At 58.0% G+C, this 24,829-nt stretch carries 22 protein-coding genes; 1 reads left to right on the forward strand and 21 read right to left on the reverse strand.

What is annotated here, in order from left to right; all coding sequences use genetic code 11:
* Positions 1-274: 274 nt before the first annotated feature.
* Genes MJ257_RS11165 through MJ257_RS11175 form a run of 3 tightly spaced genes read right to left on the reverse strand, consistent with a single transcriptional unit; the run spans position 275 to position 3,321 of the window.
* Positions 275-1,147, reverse strand: a complete 873-nt coding sequence (locus tag MJ257_RS11165) for a DegV family protein (protein ID WP_240269322.1) — start codon at positions 1,145-1,147, stop codon at positions 275-277.
* A 26-nt stretch (positions 1,148-1,173) separates the two neighbouring features.
* Positions 1,174-2,946, reverse strand: a complete 1,773-nt coding sequence (locus MJ257_RS11170) for a DAK2 domain-containing protein (protein ID WP_240269323.1) — start codon at positions 2,944-2,946, stop codon at positions 1,174-1,176.
* A gap of 15 nt (positions 2,947-2,961) precedes the next feature.
* Positions 2,962-3,321: an Asp23/Gls24 family envelope stress response protein gene (locus MJ257_RS11175; protein ID WP_068785103.1), complete on the reverse strand. Its 360-nt coding sequence runs from the start codon at positions 3,319-3,321 to the stop codon at positions 2,962-2,964.
* Between the two features lie 210 nt (positions 3,322-3,531).
* Between MJ257_RS11175 and rpmB the strand changes: the two genes are divergently transcribed.
* Positions 3,532-3,720 (forward strand): 50S ribosomal protein L28, encoded by a 189-nt coding sequence (gene rpmB, locus MJ257_RS11180; protein ID WP_009225259.1) that lies wholly within the window; start codon positions 3,532-3,534, stop codon positions 3,718-3,720.
* 206 nt (positions 3,721-3,926) lie between these two features.
* Here the strand turns inward: rpmB and spoVM are convergent, their stop codons facing one another.
* From spoVM to MJ257_RS11270, 18 genes are all read right to left on the reverse strand, one after another.
* The gene (spoVM, locus tag MJ257_RS11185) at positions 3,927-4,007 is read right to left on the reverse strand and encodes a stage V sporulation protein SpoVM (protein WP_036621610.1); all 81 of its coding nucleotides are present in this window, start codon (positions 4,005-4,007) and stop codon (positions 3,927-3,929) included.
* Between the two features lie 139 nt (positions 4,008-4,146).
* Complete coding sequence (gene rpe, locus MJ257_RS11190) at positions 4,147-4,821, reverse strand: ribulose-phosphate 3-epimerase (protein ID WP_240269324.1); 675 nt, start codon at positions 4,819-4,821, stop codon at positions 4,147-4,149.
* 4 nt (positions 4,822-4,825) lie between these two features.
* On the reverse strand, positions 4,826-5,740 hold the full coding sequence (rsgA, locus tag MJ257_RS11195; RefSeq protein ID WP_240269325.1) for a ribosome small subunit-dependent GTPase A: 915 nt from the start codon (positions 5,738-5,740) through the stop codon (positions 4,826-4,828).
* A gap of 32 nt (positions 5,741-5,772) precedes the next feature.
* Positions 5,773-7,920: a Stk1 family PASTA domain-containing Ser/Thr kinase gene (gene pknB, locus MJ257_RS11200; RefSeq protein ID WP_240269326.1), complete on the reverse strand. Its 2,148-nt coding sequence runs from the start codon at positions 7,918-7,920 to the stop codon at positions 5,773-5,775.
* On the reverse strand, positions 7,917-8,690 hold the full coding sequence (locus MJ257_RS11205; protein WP_240269327.1) for a Stp1/IreP family PP2C-type Ser/Thr phosphatase: 774 nt from the start codon (positions 8,688-8,690) through the stop codon (positions 7,917-7,919). The genes pknB and MJ257_RS11205 overlap by 4 nt, the downstream gene beginning before the upstream one ends.
* 6 nt (positions 8,691-8,696) lie before the next feature.
* On the reverse strand, positions 8,697-9,743 hold the full coding sequence (gene rlmN, locus MJ257_RS11210) for a dual-specificity RNA methyltransferase RlmN (protein WP_240269328.1): 1,047 nt from the start codon (positions 9,741-9,743) through the stop codon (positions 8,697-8,699).
* A 155-nt stretch (positions 9,744-9,898) separates the two neighbouring features.
* A complete protein-coding gene (rsmB, locus tag MJ257_RS11215) occupies positions 9,899-11,425 on the reverse strand; it encodes a 16S rRNA (cytosine(967)-C(5))-methyltransferase RsmB (protein WP_240269329.1) in 1,527 nt (508 codons plus the stop codon).
* Positions 11,422-12,381 (reverse strand): methionyl-tRNA formyltransferase, encoded by a 960-nt coding sequence (gene fmt / locus MJ257_RS11220; RefSeq protein WP_240269330.1) that lies wholly within the window; start codon positions 12,379-12,381, stop codon positions 11,422-11,424. Before fmt ends, rsmB begins: the two co-directional genes overlap by 4 nt.
* A 10-nt stretch (positions 12,382-12,391) precedes the next feature.
* Positions 12,392-12,874 (reverse strand): peptide deformylase, encoded by a 483-nt coding sequence (def, locus tag MJ257_RS11225; protein WP_068785096.1) that lies wholly within the window; start codon positions 12,872-12,874, stop codon positions 12,392-12,394.
* Positions 12,875-12,984: 110 nt separating this feature from the next.
* The gene (priA, locus tag MJ257_RS11230; protein ID WP_240269331.1) at positions 12,985-15,552 is read right to left on the reverse strand and encodes a primosomal protein N'; all 2,568 of its coding nucleotides are present in this window, start codon (positions 15,550-15,552) and stop codon (positions 12,985-12,987) included.
* Entirely contained in the window at positions 15,549-16,769 is a 1,221-nt protein-coding gene (coaBC, locus tag MJ257_RS11235; protein WP_240269332.1) for a bifunctional phosphopantothenoylcysteine decarboxylase/phosphopantothenate--cysteine ligase CoaBC, read from the reverse strand. The genes priA and coaBC overlap by 4 nt, the downstream gene beginning before the upstream one ends.
* A gap of 93 nt (positions 16,770-16,862) precedes the next feature.
* The gene (gene rpoZ, locus MJ257_RS11240; RefSeq protein ID WP_240269333.1) at positions 16,863-17,087 is read right to left on the reverse strand and encodes a DNA-directed RNA polymerase subunit omega; all 225 of its coding nucleotides are present in this window, start codon (positions 17,085-17,087) and stop codon (positions 16,863-16,865) included.
* Between the two features lie 51 nt (positions 17,088-17,138).
* Positions 17,139-17,717 (reverse strand): guanylate kinase, encoded by a 579-nt coding sequence (gene gmk, locus MJ257_RS11245; RefSeq protein WP_240269371.1) that lies wholly within the window; start codon positions 17,715-17,717, stop codon positions 17,139-17,141.
* Positions 17,718-17,730: 13 nt separating this feature from the next.
* Positions 17,731-17,991: an extracellular matrix/biofilm regulator RemA gene (remA, locus tag MJ257_RS11250; protein WP_018751582.1), complete on the reverse strand. Its 261-nt coding sequence runs from the start codon at positions 17,989-17,991 to the stop codon at positions 17,731-17,733.
* A gap of 54 nt (positions 17,992-18,045) precedes the next feature.
* Positions 18,046-18,933: a YicC/YloC family endoribonuclease gene (locus tag MJ257_RS11255; RefSeq protein ID WP_240269334.1), complete on the reverse strand. Its 888-nt coding sequence runs from the start codon at positions 18,931-18,933 to the stop codon at positions 18,046-18,048.
* 32 nt (positions 18,934-18,965) lie between these two features.
* Positions 18,966-20,861, reverse strand: coding sequence for a bifunctional homocysteine S-methyltransferase/methylenetetrahydrofolate reductase (locus tag MJ257_RS11260; RefSeq protein ID WP_240269335.1), 1,896 nt, complete (start codon positions 20,859-20,861; stop codon positions 18,966-18,968).
* 187 nt (positions 20,862-21,048) lie between these two features.
* On the reverse strand, positions 21,049-21,885 hold the full coding sequence (gene dapF, locus MJ257_RS11265; RefSeq protein WP_240269336.1) for a diaminopimelate epimerase: 837 nt from the start codon (positions 21,883-21,885) through the stop codon (positions 21,049-21,051).
* 71 nt (positions 21,886-21,956) lie between these two features.
* Positions 21,957-24,761 carry a calcium-translocating P-type ATPase, SERCA-type gene (locus MJ257_RS11270; protein ID WP_240269337.1) on the reverse strand — a complete coding sequence of 935 codons (2,805 nt, stop codon included), beginning with the start codon at positions 24,759-24,761 and terminating at the stop codon, positions 21,957-21,959.
* Between the last annotated feature and the right edge of the window lie 68 nt (positions 24,762-24,829).

Here is a 24,829-nt window from a genome sequence, read left to right on the forward strand (position 1 = left end):
TCTTGAATTTCGCGTGCTCCAGCAACCTAACGGAACTCAGAGACGTTATTGTCCGCTTTTTGGGCGTTTTATGCAGCTAACGGAACCAGAAGCCCTTATTTCGGACAAAAGCAGCCGGATGGCTGCCATAAGGGCCCGATAAGGTCCCTGAGTTCCGTTACCCCGGGAAATAATCGGGAAATGAGCAAATAAGGGCTCTCTGTTCCGTTAAAACCAGTTTCGATCATCATCGGTTCCAACAAGCCGGCTCCGCCTCAACACGCGCACCCGAAGGTTACTTCGCCGGCCAGATAAACGTCGCCACCGTGCCCGGGCCAACGTGCGTGCCGACAACCGCGCCGATGCTGGTGCGCACGACCTCGTGCAGCGTAAAGTGCTGTCGCAACTGCTCCAATATTTCTTCGGCACCTTCCGGATTGACGCTATCGCAAACGGCGACGTTAATGTCCTTCACCCCGCCGAAATCGTTCACGAACAAGTCGATGACGCGGGACACTGCCTTCTTCCGGCCCCGGACTTTATCGACGGCGTAAATCACGCCCTCCTGGTCCACCGACAGGATCGGTTTGATGTTGAGCAGCGTGCCCAAAATCGCCGCGGCCTTACCGATCCGCCCGCCTTTTTGCAAGTATTCGAGCGTATCGACGAGAAAATACAGCCGCCGCCCTTGTCCGACCCGCTCGACCTCCGCCCGGATCTCTTCGGCCGACGCCCCTTGCTTCGCCATTCGTGCAGCATGCACGACTTGCAGCCCGAAGCCGTACGTCGCGCACAGCGAATCGATAACCGTCACGTCCACCGGGTGCCCCAGCTCTTCCTCCAGCATCTCCTTGGCGAGCACCGCGGATTGATAAGTGCCGCTCATCCCCGAGGAGATGTGGATCGAAATGATCGGCGAACCGGGGTAAGCCGCTAGGAGGTTGCGGTATACCTCCACATATTGGGAAGGAGAGGTCTGCGACGTCGTTGGCAGATCCTTCGACTTCGTCAACTTATCGTAGAACTCCTCCGCCGTGATGTCGATTCCTTCGAGAAAAGATTGATCTCCGAAGGCCAGCCGCATCGGAACGATATGAATGCCATATTCCGAAACGGCCTCCTGCGGGATATCCGCCGTACTATCGGCAATGATGACCGCCTGATTCATAGGTATCTTCATCCTCTCATCAAAGATCAGGATTCTACCGAAAACAGATAATAATAAATCGGTTGTCCGCCGTTATGAACCTCTACTTCGACGTCCGGATACTCCTTATGAATCCAGGCGACCAGCGCGTCCGTCATTTCTCCGTCGGCTTCCTCGCCGGCCAGAACCGTCACGATTTCGTCGCCGCCGGTCAGCATTTTGGCCAGCAGCCCCTGGCTCGTTTCCAGCAGGCCTTCTTCGGTCGCCACGATCTTGGAATCGGCGATGCCGATATAGTGGCCGGCCGTAATTTCCAAATCGTCGAACGTCGTGTCGCGGACCGCGTACGTGACTTGGCCCGTCTTTACGTGATGCACGGCGTTCTGCATGCTGTCCTCGTTTACTTCCACGCTTTCTTCCTCTTGGAAAGCAAACGCCGCGGCAATCCCCTGAGGAATGCTCTTGCTCGGGATGACGGTAACGTTGCGTTCCCCTTCAAGCAAATCGCGTGCTTGCTGCGCAGCCAAAATAATATTCGAGTTGTTCGGGAGAACAAATACGTGCTGAGCCGTAATCGATTGGATCGCCTTTACGAAATCCTCGGTGCTCGGGTTCATCGTCTGCCCGCCGGACAAGACGACATCGACGCCCAAGCTGGTGAAGATTTCCGAAATCCCTCGACCCGACGCGACGGCGATAAAACCGTAAGGCGCCGTTTCATCGGCCGGTAAGCCGGCCGGATCCACTGGACGTACCGGTTCTGCCGGAATTTCAGCAAACAGCTCCGGCATCGGTGCCGCGTCCATGCCCGCGATCAGCAGATCGCGGTGCTGCTCGCGCATATTCAAAATATGAATTTGCGTAATTTCACCATAACGGAGCGCCAAATTCAGCACATCCCCCGGTGTTTTGGAATGAACGTGGACCTTGATGACTTCGTCGTCCGCGATCACGATAATTGAATCGCCATTGACGGAAAGCGCTTTCCGGAACTGGTCCTCGTCAAAAACGGCGTCCTTGATTTCACCGATTTTTCGATTAATGAAAAACTCCATGTCGTATAAGAACTCGATATCCTCGGTTTCCAGCTTGGCTTGTGCCGAAGCCGGGACATGTACCGGTGCAGCCGTTTGCGTGCGAAGCTCCGGTTTGGCGATGGCCGCGGGGGCTTGTCCCAGCGCCGCTGCTGCCTCGCTGCTGGCACCGCCGGTCAACCACTGCAAGAATCCTTCATAAATATAAACAAGTCCTTGACCGCCCGAATCCACGACACCAACCTGTTTCAGCACCGGCAACAGCTCCGGCGTGCCTGCGAGTGCTTCCTTCGCTTTGGCCAGCACCTCGGTCATCAATTCCGTGATATCCGTTGTTCTGCGGGCATAATAGACGGCATGCTTGGCGGCTTCCTTCGCCACCGTCAGAATCGTCCCTTCCACCGGTTTGACGACCGCTTTATAAGCAGTATCCACCCCGCTTTGCAATGCGGCGGCAAATTGAGCCGTATTCATTTCTTCCAATGAAGCGGCAGATCGGCTAAAACCCCGGAACAGCTGGGACAAGATCACGCCGGAGTTCCCGCGCGCGCCCATCAGGAGACCTTTGGATAAAGTGGCCGCTCTGCTGCCTAAACCTCCGGTTCCGTGATTTTTCAATTCCGTCACGCCGGCGGTCATCGTCAAGTTCATATTCGTACCGGTGTCCCCATCGGGTACCGGGAATACGTTCAGAGAGTTGACGTGTTCAGCATGCTCCGTCAGCCGCTGTGCACCGGCCAATACCATAGCGGTGAAATCTGTTCCAGTTAAAGAACGCTTACTCAATGAAAATTCCCCTTCCTAGCTTGATACGCGTACGCCTTGGACTACGATATTCACCTGATCCACTTCGAGTCCAACGATTTGATTCAATACGTATTTGACTTTGAGCTGTATGTTGTGTGCGACCTCGGAAATTTTCGTGCCATAACTGACTATAATATAAAGATAAATAGCTAATCGATGATTATCCAGGTTCACTTCCACACCCCGGGCCAAGTTCTCTCGCCCCAGCAATTCGGCAATGCCGTCCTTCAACTGCTTTCGGCTTGCCATTCCTACCAGTCCATAACACTCCATGGCGGCCGATCCGGCGATAACCTTGATCGCTTCCTCCGAAATATCGATTCGTCCATATTCGGTCGTAAGATTTACAGCCACGCCAACCTCACTCCTTCCATAGAATTTATTATGGACTAAACTATATTGTACTATAAGAACAGAGAGAAATAAATAAAAGAGTCGATCGTCAATATCTGTTGACGGGGCTTTTTTTACTGTGATATTATATTTAAGTATTGTCAATAACCGTGATGAGAACACGAAGCTGTTATTTTCAAGACAGGTGTACTGGAACAGGAGGTGTAATGAATGGCTCGCAAATGTTATGTGACTGGCAAGAAGCCAGGCAGCGGTAACCATGTATCTCACGCAAACAATCGCAATCGGCGCTCTTGGGGCGTAAACGTGCAGAAGGTCCGGATTTTGGTAGACGGCAAACCGAAACGCGTATACGTCAGCACTCGGGCTTTGAAATCCGGTAAAGTGACCCGCGTGTAATGGCTCGGGACGAACTATAGACAAAAAGCACCTTTTCCTATGGAGGTGCTTTTTTACTGCGCTTTTTTCTTGGAAGCCGGTAATGGTTTGCCGCCAAAAAGGCTAACGCCAGCTGCATGTATAGCCGGGCCTATGCATTCCTTTCATGGCGGGAACCGCCAGGCGCGCCCTTTCGCTGCTTGGGGCGGGTTCTCAGGCCCCGCCCGCTAGTTCTTGTGAAACGTGTTCAGTACCGCCTTAACGAATCCTCCCAAAAACTTAGGCAGCTTGAATGTGTAAAATTTCATCGTTCACCCTCCCCATCGTGCTCATGCCTTCACCCATATTCTATGTTCGATGTCATTTACCCGTGTATTCCCGCCACAAAAAAAAGGCTACATGAGAACCTTCGCTCATGTAACCCATTGTATGCGCATCTTGATGCGCCTATGCCAATCCGGCCAGGCTCTCGCGGATTTCTACCATCGCCGCGCGGCGGTCGGCTTGGCCGAACACCGCGTTTCCGGCGACCAGCACATCCGCTCCCGCTTCCACAACCAGCGGCGCCGTTGCAGCCGCAATCCCGCCGTCCACTTCGATCCGCAAACCGCTTAAGCCCAGCTCTTCCTTCCAGGCTTTCAGTTGACGAATCTTGCGCAGCGTGCCCGGAATGAACGCTTGCCCGCCGAAGCCGGGGTTTACCGTCATGACAAGCACGAGATCCACGTCCTCAAGCACCTCGCGAACGGCCGAAGCCGGCGTGGCCGGGTTGATTGCAACCCCCGCCTTGACTCCCTGCTCCTTGATCAGGTGCAGCACCCGGTGCAAATGCACGCAGGCTTCGGCGTGCACGGTAATGAGGTGCGCGCCGGCTTTGGCGAAGGCAGGGACGTACTCCTCCGGCTTCTCGATCATCAAATGGACGTCGAGCGGCAGCTTGGTTTGCGGGGCGATCGCCTGCATTACCAGCGGCCCGAACGTCAGGTTGGGGACGAAATGGCCGTCCATCACGTCCACATGCAGCCAGTCGGCGCCTCCCCGCTCCACGTCGGCGACCTCTTCGCCCAGCTTGGCGAAATCGGCTGACAGAATGGACGGCGCAATATAGATGTTGTTGCTCATGACGTCAATACCTCCGCTTCTTCTCCTTCATCTCTTCATGGAACTGGACGTAGTGCTCATAACGGCTGGCGGCGATTTCGCCTTGGTCCGCGGCTTCTCTCACCTTGCAGCCCGGCTCGTGCAAATGGCTGCAGCCGCGGAATTTGCAGCCTTCCGCGTAATCCGTAAACTCCCGGAAGCAGCTGGACAGCTCTTCCACGCCCAGCTCGAGGAAATCCAGCTGGCTGAAGCCCGGCGTATCGGCCACATACCCGCCGTTTTCCAGCTCGATCAGCTCGACATGACGCGTCGTATGGCGTCCGCGGCCCAGCCTGAGGCTGATTTCGCTTGTCTCCAGCGATAAGCCCAGCATGGCGTTAAGCAGCGAGGATTTCCCCACGCCCGACTGGCCCGAGAAGACGCTGATCTCCCCGGCCAGGCGGGATTTCACTTCCTCGGTCCCCATCCCGGTCACCGAACTGGTGACGATGACGTCATAGCCGATGGATTCATACAACGCCTTAACCTCGCTAATGATTTCAGGCGTTTCTTCCGTTCCGTCCTCCCCCAGCAGATCCTCCTTGGTGAGGCAGATCAGCGCCCGCAAACCGGCATGCTCGATATGCACCAGGAACTTGTCCAGCAACTGCAGGTTGAGATCCGGCTCCCGCAGCGAAAACAGCAGCACGGCCAGCTTGGCGTTGGCGACCGGCGGGCGGATCAGCTCGGTTTCCCGCGGCAAGATCTCATCGACGGTTCCTTCCCCGTTTTCGGTTGGGGAATAAATAACTCGATCGCCCACCAGCGGGCTCTCGCCCCGCTTCTTAAAAATCCCGCGGCCGCGGCACTGGACGTAACCGTCCGGTGCCCCAGCCTGCGCTGTAGTCGGCTTCACGTAGTAATAACCGCTTAATGCCTTCACAATCAAGCCTTCAGGCATAGGGGACGGCCTCGCTTTCGTATCGGTCTGACTTAATCGCCATGTCTGTTTCGTTTGCCCGCCTTTCCTTTTCCGTTCACTGCGCCATCGCTTTGGAGCGAGGCTAGCTTACCGGACAAAATCATGCCGGTGTCGGGCGGGTTATCGCCCGAATCCATATCCATCGTATTCTCATCCGTCCCGCCGGTATCCGGGAATTGCGGTACCGGGACGGTTCCTTGCTTGGCATCGATGTACGAGATCGGGTAAGTATCCAGCATGACACCGTCACGCGTAACGGTAACGTAACCGTTCTTGTTCGGTGCCAGAACCAGGTCGACCGCCAGGTATTGCGCTTTACCTACCTTTTGCGTGCCCCATTCGCGGCCTTCTCCGCGAGCATCCCCGTATACGATCGTGTATTTGCTGATTTGGCCTTCCTGGGCAGGCACGGCCGGTACCTGGAACGTATAGTTGATCGCTTCCGGCGGGTAGCCGGTGCTGACGAACAAGGTGACCTCCGAACCCGGAGCGACCGTGTCGTTCGGCGCATATGGCCACTGTTTGGTGACCTTGCCCGCCTCAACCTCAAAGCTCGCTTCTTGCTTAATGCCGTCGGCCGCCAGTTTCAGGCCGAGCTCGGCAATGGCGGCTTCCGCTTCCGCTTGCGTCTTGTTCACGAGGTCCGGCATTTTCACTTCGGCCGGCCCGATGCTGACCTTCAGCACAACGTCTACCGTCTCCGGATTAAACTCCGCACCGGCGTCCGGCGATTGGCTGATAATGTTGCCCGGCTCGACGTCGCTGCTGTTTTCCTCCTTCTTCGTCACGCGGGCCTCGTCCACGCCAAGCTCCTTCAACTGCTGCAGCGCTTCTTCATAGGTTCCCGTTAATGCCGGCATCGGACTGAGCGGCTTCTCCGTGCTGACCTTCAGGTCGATGGCCGAACCTTCCTTCACCATCGTCCCCTCCGGTTTGCTCTGCTCGTAGACGATCCCCTCGTTCACGCCTTCTTTGTATTCCCGGGTGATCTCCCCTACGGCGATGCCTTTATCGGTCAACGCTTGAACGGCCTTCTCTTCTTCCAGGTTAATCACGTTTGGCACCGCGACCTCAGGGACGGTGACCAGGTTCGTCACGTACCAGGCCACGCCGGCCAATGCGAGCAGGACGACCAGCGTCAAGCTGACCCAAAGCGCCGGCTTCCCCCATATTTTCTTCTTCTGGGTGCCATTTCGCTCCTCCGTCACCGCCCCGCCGTCGCGAGACAGCTTGGATGCTCCTGCCGGAGAACCTTGGCTTTGCGGCCGGATCGCCGGAATGATGCGCGTGCTGTCTTCGTCATGATCTTCAATAAAGGCCAATTTGGATTCCGTTCTTCGTTCCGGCAGCAGGCAGGTTTCCAGGTCGCGCAGCATCTCCTTGGCGGATTGGTACCGCTCGCCCGGATTTTTCCGCATCGATTTGAGGATGATGTTCTCCACGCTCTGCGGAATCATCGGATTGACCACCCGCGGCTCGTCGAATTGCTCCTGCAGATGCTTAAGCGCTACGCTGATCGGGCTTTCGCCAAGGAACGGCAACCGGCCTGTCAGCATCTGATACAACACGATCCCCAGCGAATACAAGTCGGATTTCTCCCCGGTGGCGACGCCTTTGGCGTGCTCCGGCGAGAAATAGTGCACCGAGCCGACTACCGAGCCGGTCTGCGTGATCGTCGCCGACGTGACGGCGCGCGCAATCCCGAAATCGGTCACTTTGACCCGGCCGTTTCGCCCAATCAAGATGTTATGAGGTTTAATATCGCGATGAATAATTTGGTTGTGATGGGCGTGATCCAGCGCATCGGCGATTTGCGACGCGATCCGGACGGCCTCGTCGACCTGCAACGGGGCGCGTTCCTTGATGATTTCATTCAGGTTTTGTCCTTCTACGTATTCCATGACGATATAATGGACTTCGTCCTCTTGTCCAACATCATACACGCTGACGATATTCGGGTGCGACAAGGATGCGGCAGATTGCGCCTCCCGGCGGAAACGCCGGATAAATTCCTCGTCGTTCACAAATTGTTGACGCAGCACTTTGATGGCCACGTAGCGGTTCAGCAGCAAGTCCTGCGCTTTGTATACCAGCGCCATGCCCCCTCCGCCGATCCGTTCGATGATTTGATAACGACCGCCCAATTCGTGTCCGATCATGAATTCCACTCCTTTATGCCTGACACGGCATCCTCATGTTGTTCCAGCAGGACGACGCTGATGTTGTCGTCGCCTCCTGCGTTCAACGCCAGCTGGAGCAAACGATCGGCGCGATCGTTTAACCCGAGATCGTGATTCCCGAGCGTCAGGGCCATTTGTTCCGGCGTCACGTAGTTGCTGAGCCCGTCGCTGCACAGCAGCAGAATATCCCCCGGCTCCATGGACACCCGGTTCAGGTCGACCTCTACCCGCTCGTCGGTCCCGAGCGCGCGGGTCACGACATTGCGATGTGGATGCATCGTCGCTTCCTCTGCGCTGATCTGCTTGTTCTTGAGCAACTCATTGACCAGCGAGTGATCATCCGTCAGTTGAATGATCTGTCCATTACGGAAATGGTAAGCCCGGCTGTCTCCGATATGGGCGATTACCCCGTCGTGCCCCGCAAAGATCCCGGCGACAACCGTGGTGCCCATGCTGTGGTATTCCGCATGTTCCGTCGCTTTGCGGTACACGGACTCGTTCGCGTGAAGGATCGCTTTCTTTAATTGTTCCCCGCAAGCCTCGGCCGACAGTCCCTCCGGCAGTCCCCCCAGATCCCCAGTAATCGTCTCAACCGTCATCCGGCTGGCAATGTCGCCGGCCTGATGGCCGCCCATCCCGTCCGCGACGATAGCTAGCGTATATCCCGACTCCAGCCGGTCTACCCAAGTACTATCCTCATTGACGGAACGAACTCGTCCCACATCACTAACATAAACGCAATTCATCACATTCGCTCACCTCGCACCAGACTCCATGTGCTTCGCCCGCAGTTGCCCGCAGGCCGCGGCAATATCATGGCCTTGCTCGCGGCGGATCGTCACATTGATGCCCTTGTCCGCCAGTATGCGTTGAAATTGGAAAATATCGTTACGCGACGTTCTCACGTACTTGCGTTCCGGCACATAGTTGACCGGAATCAAATTGACGTGGCACAGCATATCCTTCAACACGCCGGCCAGTTCCTCCGCATGCTCCGGCTGGTCGTTAACCCCCCCGATGAGCGCGTACTCGAACGTGATGCGGCGGCCGGTTTTGGCGATGTAGTAGCGAAGCGCCTCCATCACGTCGTCGAACGGGAAGCGCCGGTTGACCGGCATCAGCTTGGAGCGGAGCGCATCGTTCGGCGCATGGATCGAGATCGCCAGATTGATTTGCGTGTTCTCGTCCGCAAACCGGTAAATGTTCGGGACAATCCCGCTCGTTGATACAGTAATATGCCGTTGTCCGATGTTCAAGCCCTTTTCGTGGATCATAATCCGCAAAAATTTCATCGTGGCATCGTAGTTCTCGAACGGTTCGCCCGTCCCCATGATCACGATACTGCTGACGCGTTCTCCTCGGGTATCCAGGATTTTCTGCGCCTGCACAACCTGCGCAACGATTTCTCCCGGCGTCAGATTCCGCTTCAAGCCGCCCAGCGTCGAGGCACAAAACGTACAACCCACTTTGCAGCCGACCTGGGTGGTCACGCAAATGCTGTTGCCGTAGTTATGCTTCATGATCACCGTTTCGATCGCATGATCGTCGTGCAGCCCGAACAGGAACTTCACCGTTCCATCCTTCGATTCCAGCTTGGTGATCTCCCGCAGCGTAACGAACGCGAACTCGTCGGTCAGCTTCTGCCGAAGCGACTTGGACAGGTTGGTCATCTCTTCGAAAGAGCTGACGCGCTTCACGTACAGCCAATCGAAAATCTGGCCGCCGCGAAACGCGGGTTCCCCCTGCGAAACGGCCCATTCCTGCAATTCTTCCAACGAATAATCATATATAAAAGGTTTCATCTTCACACACCTGTCCATGTTAAATTTCGAATTTTGCCTACTCATTCTTCCCATTTTAGCATAAATCGCCCGATGACTAAAGTCGCCCGCCGCGGCACGGCCGCGCAAAAAGGCCAAGCCCGCCGAATCCGGCGGCCGCTTGACCTAAACTGTCGTTAAATTCCCTCGGACTTCTTGCGCAGCCGGGCGATATAGAACCCGTCCGAATGGGCGTCCTGCGGCAAAATCTGCAGGCCTGCCTCCACCCGGCCCGCGGCGGCTTCCAAAGACGTCCGCCCTTTCCAGCCGGCCGGTTCGCCTGCCGCCAGCTCGAATTCCGGATGGCGATTCAGGAAGGAGGCGACCATCTCGGCATTTTCGCGCGGCTCGATCGTGCAAGTACTGTAAACGAGCAAACCGCCCGGCTTCAGCAGTACGCTGGCTGAGTCGAGCAAAGCCCGCTGGACGCCGGCGATCTCCGCGATGTCGCCCGGGGTCTTCGCCCACTTCAAATCCGGCTTGCGCCGGATCACGCCTAGACCGGAGCAAGGAGCGTCCAGCAGAATCCGGTCAAAGGAGGCCGCGTCCAGGCGCTCGGCCAACTGCAGGGCGTCGCCCGACAACGTATCGATGTTGTCCAGCCCTAACCGCTTGGCATGGTCCTCGATCAGCTTCGCCTTGTGCGGATGGATGTCGTTTGCCAGCACCCGGCCGCTTCCCTCCATGATCTCGGCGATATGGCAGGTCTTGCCTCCGGGCGCCGCGCAGCAATCCAGCACGGCCATGCCCGGCTGCGGATCCAGTGCTTCGGCCACCAGCATCGAGCTTTCGTCCTGCACGGAAATCATACCGTCCCGGTACCAGGGAGTCAGCGCCATATTGCCGCCGTTATGTACCACGATCCCGTCCGGCGAGATCGGCGAAGCCGAGGCCCGCAACCCCTGCTCTTCCATCAGGCGCAGCATCTCGTCCCGGCTAGTTCTGGTCCGGTTAACCCGAACGCTGACCGAAGGCGGCTCATTGTTGGCGCGGCAAATCGCCCCGGTCGCCTCCTCGCCATACTGCCGGATCCAGAGCGAGACCATCCACTCCGGATGGGAATGCTCAAGCGCGATGCGCTGCACGGGGTCCAGACCTTCCGGCAAACGCAGCTCCTCCTTCCGACGCAGTACGTTGCGAAGCACGCCGTTGACCATGCCGGAAATGCCCTGGTGCCCCTTCTTTTTGGCCAGATTCACCGCTTCATTGACGGCAGCATGTGGAGGAATCCGGTCAAGGTAATGCAGCTGATAGAAGCTGAGCCGGAGCAAATTACGCACCCAGGGCGCCAATTTCGCCAATCCCTTCGTCACAAACGGCTCCAGAAAATAATCGATCGTATTCAGCCGCTGAATGGTGCCGTAGACCAGTTCGGTCGCGAGACCTGCATCCGGTCCGGTCAATCCGGACTTTTGCAGCGCCCCGTTCAGCAGTAGATTGCTGTAAGCGCCCTCCTGCTCGACGGCGGTCAGCACCTGCAGCGCTACGCTGCGGGCGGATACGACCGCCGGATTTCGGCCGCTCCCACGAGATGCCGACGCTCCGGATGGCTGAACGGGCCCCCGGCCGCGGCCGATTTGTCCAGCCGCTCCAGCGCCTGCGCCAAGCCTCTTGCCGCCGCCCGAGCCCGGTCCCCGGCTTGTTCCCTTGCCCTCGCCGCTCATGATAGAATCGTCCCGACGTTCATTACGCCGCCGCGGATGAATTCGCCGGCCTCCATCGCCTTCTTGCCGGCAGGCTGAACCCGGGTCAGCCATACGGAGCCGTCACCGGTTTTCACTTGGATGCCCTGTCCCGAAAGCTCCAGCACCGTCCCCGGCGCTTGTCCAGTCTTGGACCGCTCGGCCCCCGCAGAAGCTCCGCCCTCCGTTGGCTTGGCTACCGCCCAGACCTTGAACACCTCGCCGTTCCAGGTCGTAAATCCGCCGGCAAAAGGCACAAGCCCCCGCACGCGATCATAGATTTGCCGCGAGGTCGCGCTCCAATCGATGCGCTCGTCCTCACGCGATAGATTCGGCGCGTAGGTCGATTCCGCATCGTTCTGCGGAATGCGCGCCGCCGTCCCGGCAAGGATCAGCGGCAGCTGCTCCAGCAGCAACCGCGCCCCGGCTTCGCTCAGCTTCTCGAACAACGTCCCCGATGTATCCTCGTCGTCGATCGGCACGACCGCTTTGGCGATCATGTCGCCGGTGTCGAGTCCCTCGGCCATGTACATCAGGGTAATGCCCGTTTCTTTCTCGCCATTGATAATCGCCCGCTGAATCGGCGCCCCGCCGCGGTACTTCGGCAGCAGCGAACCGTGTACGTTCAGACAGCCGTACTGCGGCAGATCCAGCACGCCTTTCGGCAAAATTTGGCCGTACGCCGCGGTGACGATCAAATCGGGCTGCAGCGCGGCCACTTCCGCTACCGCTTCCGGCGCGCGCATCCGCGCGGGTTGCAGCACGGGAAGCCCATGGCGCAAGGCGGCTTCCTTCACCGGCGTCGGCGTCAGCACCTTTTTGCGCCCTTGCGGCCGGTCCGGCTGCGTGACGACCCCTACGACGTTGTATCCTTCGCGCAGCAATCCCTCGAGCGACGGCACCGCAAACGCCGGCGTCCCCATAAATACGATATTCATCGGAGGATTCTCACTCCTTCTCTTCCCCCTCAGGGGTAATCTCGTACACTCTTTCCGCAACGTCCGTATACAATACGCCGTTCAAGTGGTCGATTTCATGTTGAAACGCCCGCGCCAACAGCTCGGAGCCCGTATAGGTCACTTCCTTGCCGTTGCGGTCCAGCCCCTTGACCGTGACCGTCATCGCCCGGCGGACATCCCCGCGATACCCCGGAATGCTGAGGCAGCCCTCCGGCCCGAATTGTTCCCCTTCCGTGGACACGATTTCCGGATTGACCAGCTCGATCAATCCGTTCTCATCGCCGACATCCACCACGATCACCCGCTTGAGGATGCCGATTTGCGGCGCGGCCAGTCCGACACCCTCCGCGTCGTACATCGTATCCGCCATATCGGTCAGCAGCTTTTGAATGTTGGGCGTAATTTTCTTCACTTCCTTGGCTACCTGGTGCAGCACTTCATCCGGTTCCTTCACGATGATCCGAATCGCCATGATGGCACTCCCTTTCCCGTCTTCACTTTGCGAGTTTCTTTTGCTCTTTTTCTATTCTATCCCAAATATATGTCATCGGATAAAAAATGGATCATTTCAAGCCTAGTTCATTACATTAGCATTTGCGGATCTACGTCGATGCTGATCTGCAGCAATGCGTCGCGCAATTGATCCAGCGTCGCCGCCGCCGTCTCCCGGACCAGGCCCACCGCGTCCAGATCGCCGCGGTATTTCACCATGCACTGGAACCGATAGCGGTTCTTGATGCGCGGAATCGGCGAAGCCACCGGGCCCAGAATGTCCAGTGCCGCCGGCGCGAACCGGTCCAGACTGCCGAACCACCCCTGTCGCTGGGCTTTAGCCCGCAAATCGCCCGTAAAATTCTCGGCCATCCGCAGGAGCAGCGGCAGCTTCTCATGCGACAACGTGACGAGGATCAGCCGGCTGTATGGCGGATAGTGTAACGTCCTGCGCGTCTTCAGCTCCTCGCGGACGAACGACAAATAATCGTGGCCGCTGGCATGAACGATCGAATAATGTTCCGGCATGTAGGATTGGATGAATACTTCCCCGGGGAGCTGGTGCCGCCCTGCTCGGCCGGCGACCTGCGTCAACAACTGGAACGTCTTCTCAGCCGAACGGAAATCAGGAAAATTCAGCGCCGTATCCGCCGCGATCACGCCAACCAGCGTGACGTCCGGAAAATCCAGCCCCTTCGCCACCATCTGCGTTCCCAGCAGCACATCGCCCTTTTTCTCGCGAAAGGCTTGCAGGAGCTTCTCGTGAGCGCCTTTTTCACTGGTGGTGTCAACGTCCATGCGGATGACGCGGATGCCGGGAAACAGCTTGGCCAATTCCCCTTCCACCCGTTGGGTCCCGGTTCCGAAATAACGGATATGCTCGCTCCCGCATTCCGGGCAAACCGACGGCGCAGCTACGGCGTAACCGCAATAATGGCAACGCAAGTTGTTCGACTTCTGATGATAGGTCAGCGAAATGTCGCAATCCGGGCAACCCGCCACGTAACCGCAGGAGCGGCACATCACGAACGTCGAATATCCGCGCCGGTTCAGCAGCAGCACGGTTTGCTCCCCGCGCTCCAGTCGGGCGGCGATCCCTTGATGCAGCGCGCGGCTGAACATCGAGCGGTTGCCTTCCTTCAGTTCCTCGCGCATGTCGACGATTTGAACGCCGGGAAGCTGGCTGCCGGACGGACGCTGCTTCATTTCCAGCAATACCGGAGCAAACTCCCCGTAATCACCGCCACCCGAACGCGCCGCGTGGTAACTCTCCAGCGACGGAGTGGCCGAACCCAGAATCACGGCCGCCCCATGCTGGCGGGCCCGCTTAACGGCAACGTCGCGGGCATGATACTTCGGCGTCTCCTCTTGTTTGTATGAAGTTTCATGCTCTTCGTCCATGACGATCAGGCCCAGGCGGCCAAACGGGGCAAAAATAGCCGAGCGTGCGCCGATCGCCACCTCCACGCGGCCCTCGCGGATTTTGCGCCATTCGTCGTAACGTTCGCCGGTGGACAAGCGGCTGTGCATCACCGCCACCTTTGCGCCGAAACGCCCCTTGAACCGCTCAACCATTTGCGGGGTCAGCGAAATTTCCGGCACCAGCACGATCGCCTGCCGGCCCGAGGCGATGCAGCGCTCGATCGTCTGCAAATACACCTCGGTTTTGCCGCTGCCGGTGACGCCGTGCAGCAGGAACACTTCATGCCGCTCTTCGTCCAGCGTTTCCGACAGACGGCGGTAGACCTGTTCCTGCTCCGGCGTCCGCGTCAGCGGTTCGCTGCCTTGAAAGCGCCGGCCCTGGTACGGATCGCGGAACACCTCGACGTCCTCAATCACGGCGAAGCCTTTTTCCGCCAGCTTCTTGACGGTTCCGGCCGTGACCTGCAGCGCCGACAGCACCTCCTGCAGCAACTGCGGCAAACCGACTTCCAGCAAGTAAGCCAACACTTCCTTTTGCCGGCGCGCCTGCGGCCCAAAAGAAGCCAGTGCCTCCTGCGCTGCCTGGCCGCTCACCGCTGCGGCCACGGTTTTGACCGTCTTCTTGCGCACCTTGTCCTTAATCGCCTGGCTTTCCGTCAGCACGCCCCGGGCCAGCATATCTTTAATCAGGCCGGCGGCTTCCGGGTATTTTGCGCCGAGCTGATTCATCGTGACGGTGTCGGAAGCCCGGACGAAGCTCAGGATCTCCTCTTCCTCCGGCGTGAACAGGCGCGGCAGCGCAAATAGAATGCCTTCGCCATTCGGCTGTCCATCCGGACCGACCGACGCTTCCTCCTCCGCTATTTCGGCATCCGCCACGCGGACATACCGCTCGGCCTTGCCCTTCAGCGCCGCCGGAATCATCGCCTGAAGCGCCGCAATCAGACTGCAGGCATACCTGCGGCTCATCCACTCCGCCAATTCCACTAGATCCGGGGGCAGCGGCGGCATCAGGTCGAGCAGCTCCTGAATCGGCTTCATCCGCGCCCGATCCATCTCCGGCTGCTCATGCAGGGAAACGACAAACCCCTGAACCGTGCGGCGCCCGAACGGAACGCCCACCCGGCTGCCTACCTCGATCCAGCTGGCCATCGATTCAGGGATTAAATAGTCAAAAGGCCGATCGGTTTCCCGGCTCGGCACATCGACAATCACTTTGGCCATGCGGTAGATCATCGGTTCGTTCCTGCCAAACGTTCGCCAGCCAGCTCCAGGATTTGCAGAGCTACCTCATCCTTCGCCAGCTGCGGCACGGATCGAACTAAACCGGACGCATCGTAGATGTTCACGATGTTGGTGTCGGAACCAAACCCTGCTCCCTGCTGGGTAACATCATTGGCTACCAGAAGATCGCAGTTTTTGCGCTTCAGCTTATCCAGGGCATGCTGCTCCACGTTTTCCGTCTCGGCCGCGAAGCCGATCAGAAACTGCGTCGTTTTTTGCTTGCCCAGCGTTTCCAGAATATCGATGTTCTTCACGAGCTCCAGCACGAGAGCATCCTCGCTCTTTTTGATTTTCTGCACGGCCGCTTCCTTCGGCCGGTAATCCGCGACGGCGGCGGCCATCACGAGAATAGCGGTATCGGCCCATACCGCCTGCACCGCCTCGAACATGTCCTGAGCCGAATTCACGCGGGTGACCGGGATACCGGCCGGAGGCTCCACCTGCGTATGACCCGCGATCAGCACGACCTCCGCGCCGAGGCGCCGCGCCGCTTTGGCGATGGCAAAGCCCATTTTTCCCGAGGAATCATTGGTAATATAGCGGACCGGATCAATCCGTTCCACGGTGCCTCCAGCGGTGACGACGACCTTCTTGCCGGCCAAAGGCTGTTGCGAAATGCGGGCTTCCCGGGCAAAATAATCGTTAACGACCCGGACGATCGATTCCGGTTCCTCCATCCGTCCTTTCCCGGTATAACCGCACGCCAGCAGGCCTTCCCCGGGCTCGATCATCATGACGCCCCGCGCGGCCAACTCCGCCAAATTGCGGGTGACGGCCGGGTGCTCGTACATGTGCACATTCATCGCCGGCGCAAGCATGATCGGTGCCTGCGTCGCCAGCAGCGTCGTCGAGAGCATCTCGTCGGCGATGCCCGCCGCCATTTTGCCGATGATGTTGGCCGTAGCCGGCGCGACCAGCACCAGATCGGCCCAATCGGCCAAATTGATGTGCGCGATGGATTGGGCATGCTTCTCGTCAAAGGTGTCGGTGTACACGAAATTTTTCGATAATGCCTGCATCGTCAGTTCCGTGATGAATTTGGTCGCGGATTCGGTCATGATGACGCGGACCTCCGCGCCTTCCTTCACCAGCTTGCTGCACAAGGATGCCGCTTTGAACGCGGCAATGCCGCCGGTTACGCCTAATAAAACCTTTTTGCCGGTTAACATCGCTACCCCTCGCTTTCCCCAAACGAAAAAAATAACAACCTCGCGGTTGTCGTAAAAAGAAGCCCGGAGGCCTTTCGTATATAGCTATGTTCTCTACTCTTTGGCGTTCTCCTCAAGCTCTACGTCTTGCTGCTTCAGCTTGATATAATCGCCGTAGATCTCTTCGAGGGCGATGCCCACCTGCTTATGCGATTTCGGCTGCTTCAGTTCGCTTTTGTCCCCTTCGCGCAGCTGTCTGGCGCGCCGGGAAGCGGCGACAACCAAAGAATATTTGCTGCCGACTTTTCCGAGCATTTTGTCAATCGATGGATACAGCATGTTCAAAAACACCTCTTCTTATTTGGACTCATCGCCGCATGAAGCGTGATGTCAACACGACTTTCTGATTTTGCAGTGTTCGGCGATGATAATGGATTGTATTCTTTGGCAGGCCAAATCGATCTCGTCATTGACGACGGCATAATCATAATTCTCCATCAGTCCGATCTCGTGGGCCGCCACGCTCATGCGGTGATCGATCGTGGCCTGGTTCTCCGTTCCCCGGCCTTGAATCCGGCCTTTCAGCTCATCGAGCGACGGCGGAAGCAGGAACACGAACACGCCCTGGGGGAATTTCTCCTTGACCTTGAGCGCCCCCTGAACCTCGATTTCCAAAATGATATCCTTCCCGCCGGCCAGCGTCTCCTCCACGAAATCGCGGGGAGTCCCATAATAATTGCCGACGTACTCCGCATACTCCAGGAGCTGGTCTTTATCGATCATTTCCAGGAATTGCTCGCGGCTTTTGAAAAAATAGTTGACGCCGTTCTCTTCCCCCAGCCGGGGTTGCCGTGTGGTGGCCGAAACGGAATAGACCAGCTCCGGCATCCGTTTGCGCAGCTCGGTGCATACCGTGCCTTTGCCAACGCCGGACGGCCCGGACAATACGATAAGTAACCCTTTAGACATATCTCTCTCCATTTTATTCGTCGTTGTCTTCATCTTTGGTGGACAAACGATGAGCGACCGTCTCCGGCTGCACCGCCGACAATATCACATGATCGCTGTCCGTGATGATCACGGCGCGCGTCCGCCGCCCATATGTAGCGTCGATCAGCATGTGGCGATCCCTCGCCTCCTGAATGATCCGCTTGATCGGCGCGGACTCGGGGCTGACGATCGAAATGATCCGGTTGGCCGATACGATATTTCCGAAGCCGATGTTAATAAGTTTGATTGCCATGTTCAGGTAGTTCCCCCTAATTTGCTTGACTCACCCGGTGCCGATCCAGATCGCTTACTCGAGATTCGCCGCTTGCTCGCGGATCTTCTCCAATTCCGCTTTCATCTCGACGACCAGGTTGACTAGAGCCAAATGATTGGCTTTAGATCCGATCGTATTGGTTTCCCGGTTCATTTCCTGTATTAGAAAATCCAGCTTGCGCCCCACCGGCTCATAAGCCTGAAGCAGGCTGCGGCACTGCTCGAAGTGGCTCTTCAGGCGGATCAGCTCCTCGTCGATGTTGGACCGGTCGGCAAACACGGCCACTTCCATCGCAAAGCGCTGCTCATCGTAGTTCCCTTCCAGCAGTTCGGACAACCGACCTTTCAGACGGCTCCGGTATTCGTTCACGACCTCCGGAGCCAGCCGGACCAACTCGCCATGAATCGCCTCCAACCGCTGCAGACGTTCAGCCAAATCGGCGGCCAGATGCTTCCCTTCCCGCTCCCGCATACCAAGAAGCCCAATCAGGGCTTCCTCCAAGCCATCGGTCAATACCTGTTCCCAATCGGGCTCGGCCGTGCCTTCGAGCGAGGTCTCCGCGGGGGCCGTTAAGGCGTCCGGCAGGGACAACAGATCCCTGGCACTTAGCTTCGCGTCAACACCGTAGTGCTTGGCGAGCTCCCCGGCAGCTTTCAGGTACGCTTCGACGACCGGCCGGTTCAATACGTAAGGAAGGGTGCCGGATTCATCGCGTTCTTTACTGATGTATACATCAATGCGTCCCCGTTTGATATGGCGCTGAACCAAACGCCTCAGTCCGTCCTCATAGCACGTCCATTCCCGCGGCATCCGCAGGACGACCTCGGCGTACCGGTGATTGACGGACTTGATTTCAAATTGGACGACGTAACCGCCATACGATCTGACGGCCCCACCGTACCCTGTCATACTGTGCGACACAGGCATCACATCCGTTACCCTATTGTAATTGATTATGTGAACCGAGACAAGTGGGCCGAGCCCCGTTTGGATTTCTCGCGGACATAATTCATCAAGGCGACATTCATTTCATAGAACATGAACGGCGTCATGAGATAGATTCCGTTAAAATGCTCCATCGCCGTATCGAGCAGCTCTTTGGCGATCTCGACGCCCATTGCCCGCCCCTCTTCGCCCTGCAGTCCTTCCATCCGTTTGCGAACGTCTTCGGACAGCTGGATTCCGGGGACCTCGTTGTGGAGATACTCGGCGTTTTTGCCGCTGGCCAGCGGCATGATACCCATGAAGATCGGCACGTCCAGGTGCGCCGTCGCCTGCTTGATCGCCACGATCAGCTCGGGATCGTACACCGGTTGGGTCATGATGTAATCGGCGCCGGAAGCGATTTTCTTCTCCAACCGCTCCACCGCTTTGTGCAAATGCTTCACGTTTGGGTTAAATGCGGCGCCAACGACGAATTTGGCTTTTTGCTTCAAGGGCTTGCCGGAGAAAGAGATCCCGTCGTTCAGCTGCTTGATCATGCGAATGATCTCGAACGACGTCAAGTCGTACACCGAGCTGGCTCCCGGCAGGTCGCCAAAGCGGGCGGGGTCGCCCGTCACGGCCAGCACGTGGTCGATGCCAAGCGCATCGAAGCCCATCATATGCGACTGCGTGCCGATCAGGTTGCGGTCCCGGCAGGCGATGTGTACGAGCGGTCTCAAGCCGAGCCGAGACAGGACGAGATGTCCGAGCGCCATGTTGCTCATGCGCGTCACGGCAAGCGAGTTGTCCGCCAGCGTAAGCGCATCGACGCCCGCCTCTTTCAAAGCGGCTGCGCCTTCCATGAACTTGCCGATGTCCAGGTCGCGCGGCGGGTCCAACTCGACGATGACGGTATGCCGCTCTTTCACGAGCTCGGTCAAGCTCGGCAGCTCGCGTCCTCCGTCGCCGGCATCTGCCGCAACCGGCCGTTCTTTCAGCGATACGGCAACGGATGAACGCGGTTCAGGCAGCTTGGGCTCGCTCGCCAGAGGCATGACGGCATATCCCTCAAGCGCATTCGCCATGGCCGAGATATGCTCCGGCGTCGTGCCGCAGCATCCGCCGATCAATCTGGCTCCCAAATCGGCGAAAGAACGAGCGCATTCCCCGAAATATTCCGGGGTTGCCCCATATACATATTCTCCATCGACATAGTCCGCCAAACCTGCATTCGGGAATACGGACATCGGTACGTCGAGAGGTCCTCCTACTCCGTCCATCACGCCCATGATTCCTTTCGGGCCGGAATGACAGTTGAAGCCAAGCACGTCCGCCCTTTCCTGGACCAGGATCCCGAAGGCCTCCGGGATCGTAAACCCGTCCAGCGTGCGTCCGATTTGATCGACGGCGAACTGGCAGATGACTGGTACGTCTGTCAGCTTGCGGGCTTGTCCCAAGGCGATCCGCATTTCCTCCAGATCGTAAAACGTCTCGAACAGCAGCGCGTCCACCCCTTCGGTCAGCAAGGCGGAAATTTGCTGCGCGAAGTAAATCCCAAGCTCCTGGCTGGTGACATTGGCACGCTTGCCCCCGCGGATGGAACCGACCGCTCCCGCGACGTACGCGCGATCTCCCGCCGCCTGCTTGGCGATCCGCACTGCGGCCCGGTTGATGTCCTCCACTTTGGCTTCCAGCCCGAATTTGGACAATTTATAGTAATTCGCCGAAAACGTATTGGTTTCCAACAGCCGAGCTCCGGCATCGAGATAGCGGCGATGGATGTCGCCGATCACGTCCGGGCGCAGCAAATTAAATTCTTCATAAGAGATGCCGACCGGAAAACCCAACTGGTACAGGTAAGTACCCATGGCCCCGTCGCCGACGATGATTTCGCGTTCCCAAGCCGTACGCAAATCCGGTTTCATGCTTCTGCCCCCTGACTGCCGTGATGTCTTGTCGCCTTGTGATCAACCCCGGCGAAACTATTATCATATTAATTTATCATAAATCGCTCAGAATGATAAGGTATCGTCTTCCCCCCGTCTTCTGACGCCAAAAAGCCGGAACCCGCTTCAAGGGTTCCGGCTTTTTGCAGATCTCCAAGGGGGGCCGTTAAATTTCGATGCGGCCTTCGTATACCGCTTCCGCCGGCCCTGTCATGTACACATGATTGTCGCGTTCATCCCATTCGATGAACAGATCGCCGCCCTTCAGGCCGATCCAAGCGGCCCGGTCCGTCAATCCGTTCAACACGGAGGAAACCAGCGTAGCGCAGGCGCCCGTACCGCAAGCCAGCGTTGGGCCCGCTCCGCGTTCCCATACGCGCATCTCCACCCGCTGACGATTCGTCACGGTGGCGAATTCCACGTTGATCTTGCGCGGGAAGAACGGGTGCACCTCCAGCTTCGGCCCCCACGTCGCCAAATCGAAGTTCGGCGCGTCGTCGACGTAAATCACGCAATGCGGGTTGCCCATGGAGACGGCCGTAAACGCAAATTCCCGTCCGCTCGTCTCGATCGGCTGATTCAGTACCGGATGTTGATCCAGCGTCGTCGGTACGGCCAAGCCGTCCAGAATCGGCTCGCCCATGTCGACCCGGACCGTTTTGACGGCTCCGTCCTCCACCTGCAAGGTGACCTGCTGAACGCCGGCACCCAAGGTTTCGATCGTTACGCTGGCCTTATCGACCAAGCGGTGGTCGTATACGTATTTGGCTACGCAGCGGATCGCGTTGCCGCATTGCTCGGCTTCCGTGCCGTCCGAATTGATGATGCGCATTTTGAAATCCGCTTTCTCCGACGGAAGAATAAACACCAATCCGTCCCCGCCGACGCCGAAATAGCGGTCACACCACCGAATCGCCAGCTCGGATACGTTGTCCGGCAGCTGTTGTTCGCCATAAAACACTAGAAAATCGTTGCCTAGTCCGTGCATTTTCGTAAATTCCATGCTAACCCCACTCCTGCATCGTTAAATGATAGGGTTAGTCTATCTTTTGCCCGGGGCAAAAGCTATTGATTTTATGCACGAATATTTGTACTTTTCGCGGTGACGAGCGGACGCGGCCCGCTGGTACGCCGGTTCCGTTTGCCCGACCAGACGCTGCCCGCGCCCATCAGGAAGGTTGGAATGCCCGCGGCCACCAACGTGATCGCCCACTCCCGCGTTCCGAGCGGCACCGTTTTGAAGATCGGCTGCAGCGGTTCGATGTACATTACGGCAAGCAGCAGCACAATGGACGACAGGACTGCAGCGACCAGATATTTATTTTGCAAAATGTTGCGATGGAAGATCGAACGCGAGCTGCGGCAATCGAACACATGAATCAGCTGCGCCATGACCAGGGTGGCGAAGGCGACCGATTGCGCTTTGACCAGTTGGGCCGGATCGTTTGGCGCAACCCGCAGCGTCAGCCAGAAGGCGCCCAGCGTACATAAGCCGATCAGCACCCCGCGGCTGATGATCTTCCAGCCCAAACGGCGCGCAAAAATATTTTCGTTCGCACCGCGCGGCTTGTGCTCCATCAGGTCTTTCTCGGGCTGATCGACGCCCAGCGCCATCGCCGGCAAACCGTCGGTTACGAGGTTGACCCACAAAATCTGGATCGGCAGCAGCGGCAGCGGCAAACCGGCCAACATGGCGAAGAACATCGTCAAGATCTCGCCGACATTGGAAGCCAGCAAATAGCGGATGAATTTGCGGATGTTCTCATAGATGCTGCGGCCTTCCTCAATCGCAGCCACGATCGACGTGAAGTTGTCGTCGCTCAAGATCAGCGAGGACGCTTCCTTGGACACGTCCGTGCCCGTTATGCCCATGGCGATGCCGATATCGGCCGCTTTAATCGCCGGCGCATCGTTCACGCCGTCGCCGGTCATGGCCACGACGTGCCCATTTCGCTGCAGCGCCTTGACGATCCGCAGTTTATGCTCCGGAGACACCCGGGAGTAAACGTAGATGTTCTCCACCTGCTTCTCCAGTTCCTCGTCGCTCAGCATCTCCAGCTGTTGGCCCGACATCGAGGAGCCGCCCCGCGGCAAAATGCCGAGATCGGCGGCGATCGCTTCGGCGGTCAATCCGTGGTCGCCGGTGATCATCACCGTTTTGATGCCTGCCCGGCGGCAGACGGTGATCGCTTCCCGCGCTTCACGGCGCGGAGGATCAATCATCCCCGTCAAGCCGACGAAGATTAGCTGCGATTCCACCTGATCCTCTTGGTCCGACCCTTCCGCCGGCTTCAGGTCACGGTAAGCCATCCCGAGCACCCGCAGCGCGCTGCGGGCCATTTGTTCATTGGCCGCTTGCACTTTTTGCCGGAAGGTGCCGGTGAAGGGAACGACTTTTCCTTCCCATAGAATATACGAGCAGCGCTCCAGCAGCATGTCCGGCGCGCCCTTGACCAGCGCCATTTTACCGCCTTGATGGGAGACGATGACGGACATTCGCTTACGTTTGGAATCGAAAGGAAACTCCTGGTCGCGGACATACATCCCGCTTAAGGCTGCCGGCGACAAGCCCATTTTGGAGGCCAGCGTGACCAGAGCGCCCTCGGTCGGATCGCCCTTCAGCTTCCAAACCGGTCCGGATGCGGCGGCTTCTTCCTTCGTCTTGCGGCGGCCGCGCTTCTCCGGATCGTCGTCATAGATGACCGCGTTGCTGCACAAGGCGCTGATCTGCAGCAGCCGCCGCAGGCTTTGGTCCTTGCGCAAATCGACGGGCATGCCTTGATCCAGGATGTTGCCGACCGGCTCGTACCCTTCTCCCGTCACATCCAACGACCGCCCTTCCAGCCACAACCGGGTCACGGTCATTTTGTTCTGAGTCAGCGTGCCGGTTTTATCCGAGCAGATGACCGAGGCGCAGCCAAGCGTCTCCACCGACGGCAGCTTGCGGACGATCGCCTTGCGTTTGATCATGCGCTGCACGCCGAGTGCCAGCGCGATCGTCACGATGGCCGGCAAGCCTTCCGGAATGGCGGCTACCGCCAGGCTGACTCCCGCGAAGAACATGCTGTTCGCCGGTTGTCCTTGCAGAATCCCCAGAAGCACCACGACGACGGTCAAGCCGAGCGCCATATAAATCAAAATTTTGCCGAGCTGCTCCAGCCGCCGTTGCAGCGGGGTTTCCTGGACCTCGGTATTTTGGATCAGATCGGCGATTTTGCCCATCTCGGTGTCCATGCCCGTGCGAATCACGATTCCCCGGCCCGTTCCGCGGGTAATCATCGTGCCCATGAAGCCGATATTTTTCTGGTCGCCCAGAGGAACGTCGCTTTCGCTCAGCACTCCCGCATGCTTGCCCACCGGATGCGATTCGCCGGTCAAAGCGGATTCTTCCACGTCCAGGCTGTTCGTGGATAACCACCGGATATCGGCCGGAATCCGATCACCGCTCTCCAGGAGGACGATATCCCCCGGAACCAGCTCCCTGGCCGGAATGTTCTTGACGACACCTTGACGCAGCACGTTGGCATGGGGCGCGGACAGCTCCTTCAGCGCCCGCAGGGAACGTTCCGCGCGGAATTCCTGGATGAATCCAAGCACCCCGTTCAGAATAATGATGGCGATGATCGTGACGGCATCCAGATATTCGCCGAGAAAACCGGAAATCAGCGTGGCCCCCATCAGCACCAACATCATAAAATCCTTGAACTGGTTCAGAAACAGCAAAATCGGAGAGATGCGCTCCCCTTCCTGCAGCTCGTTCCAGCCGGATTCCTCGCGTCTCTTTAGCGCTGCTTCGTCGGTCAGGCCCTGTTCACGCGTGACGCCGAAGCGTTCCAGAAGCGCTTCACTGCTCCACTGGTGCCAGTTTTTTTGTTCCATCCTCCTTATTCCCCTTCCGTTTATAATGCAGTATCGGCGTGAAGGCTTTTCCACCTAGGGTAAATGTA

The organism is Paenibacillus timonensis (assembly GCF_022427145.1).
GTDB classification, from domain to species: domain Bacteria; phylum Bacillota; class Bacilli; order Paenibacillales; family Paenibacillaceae; genus Fontibacillus; species Fontibacillus timonensis.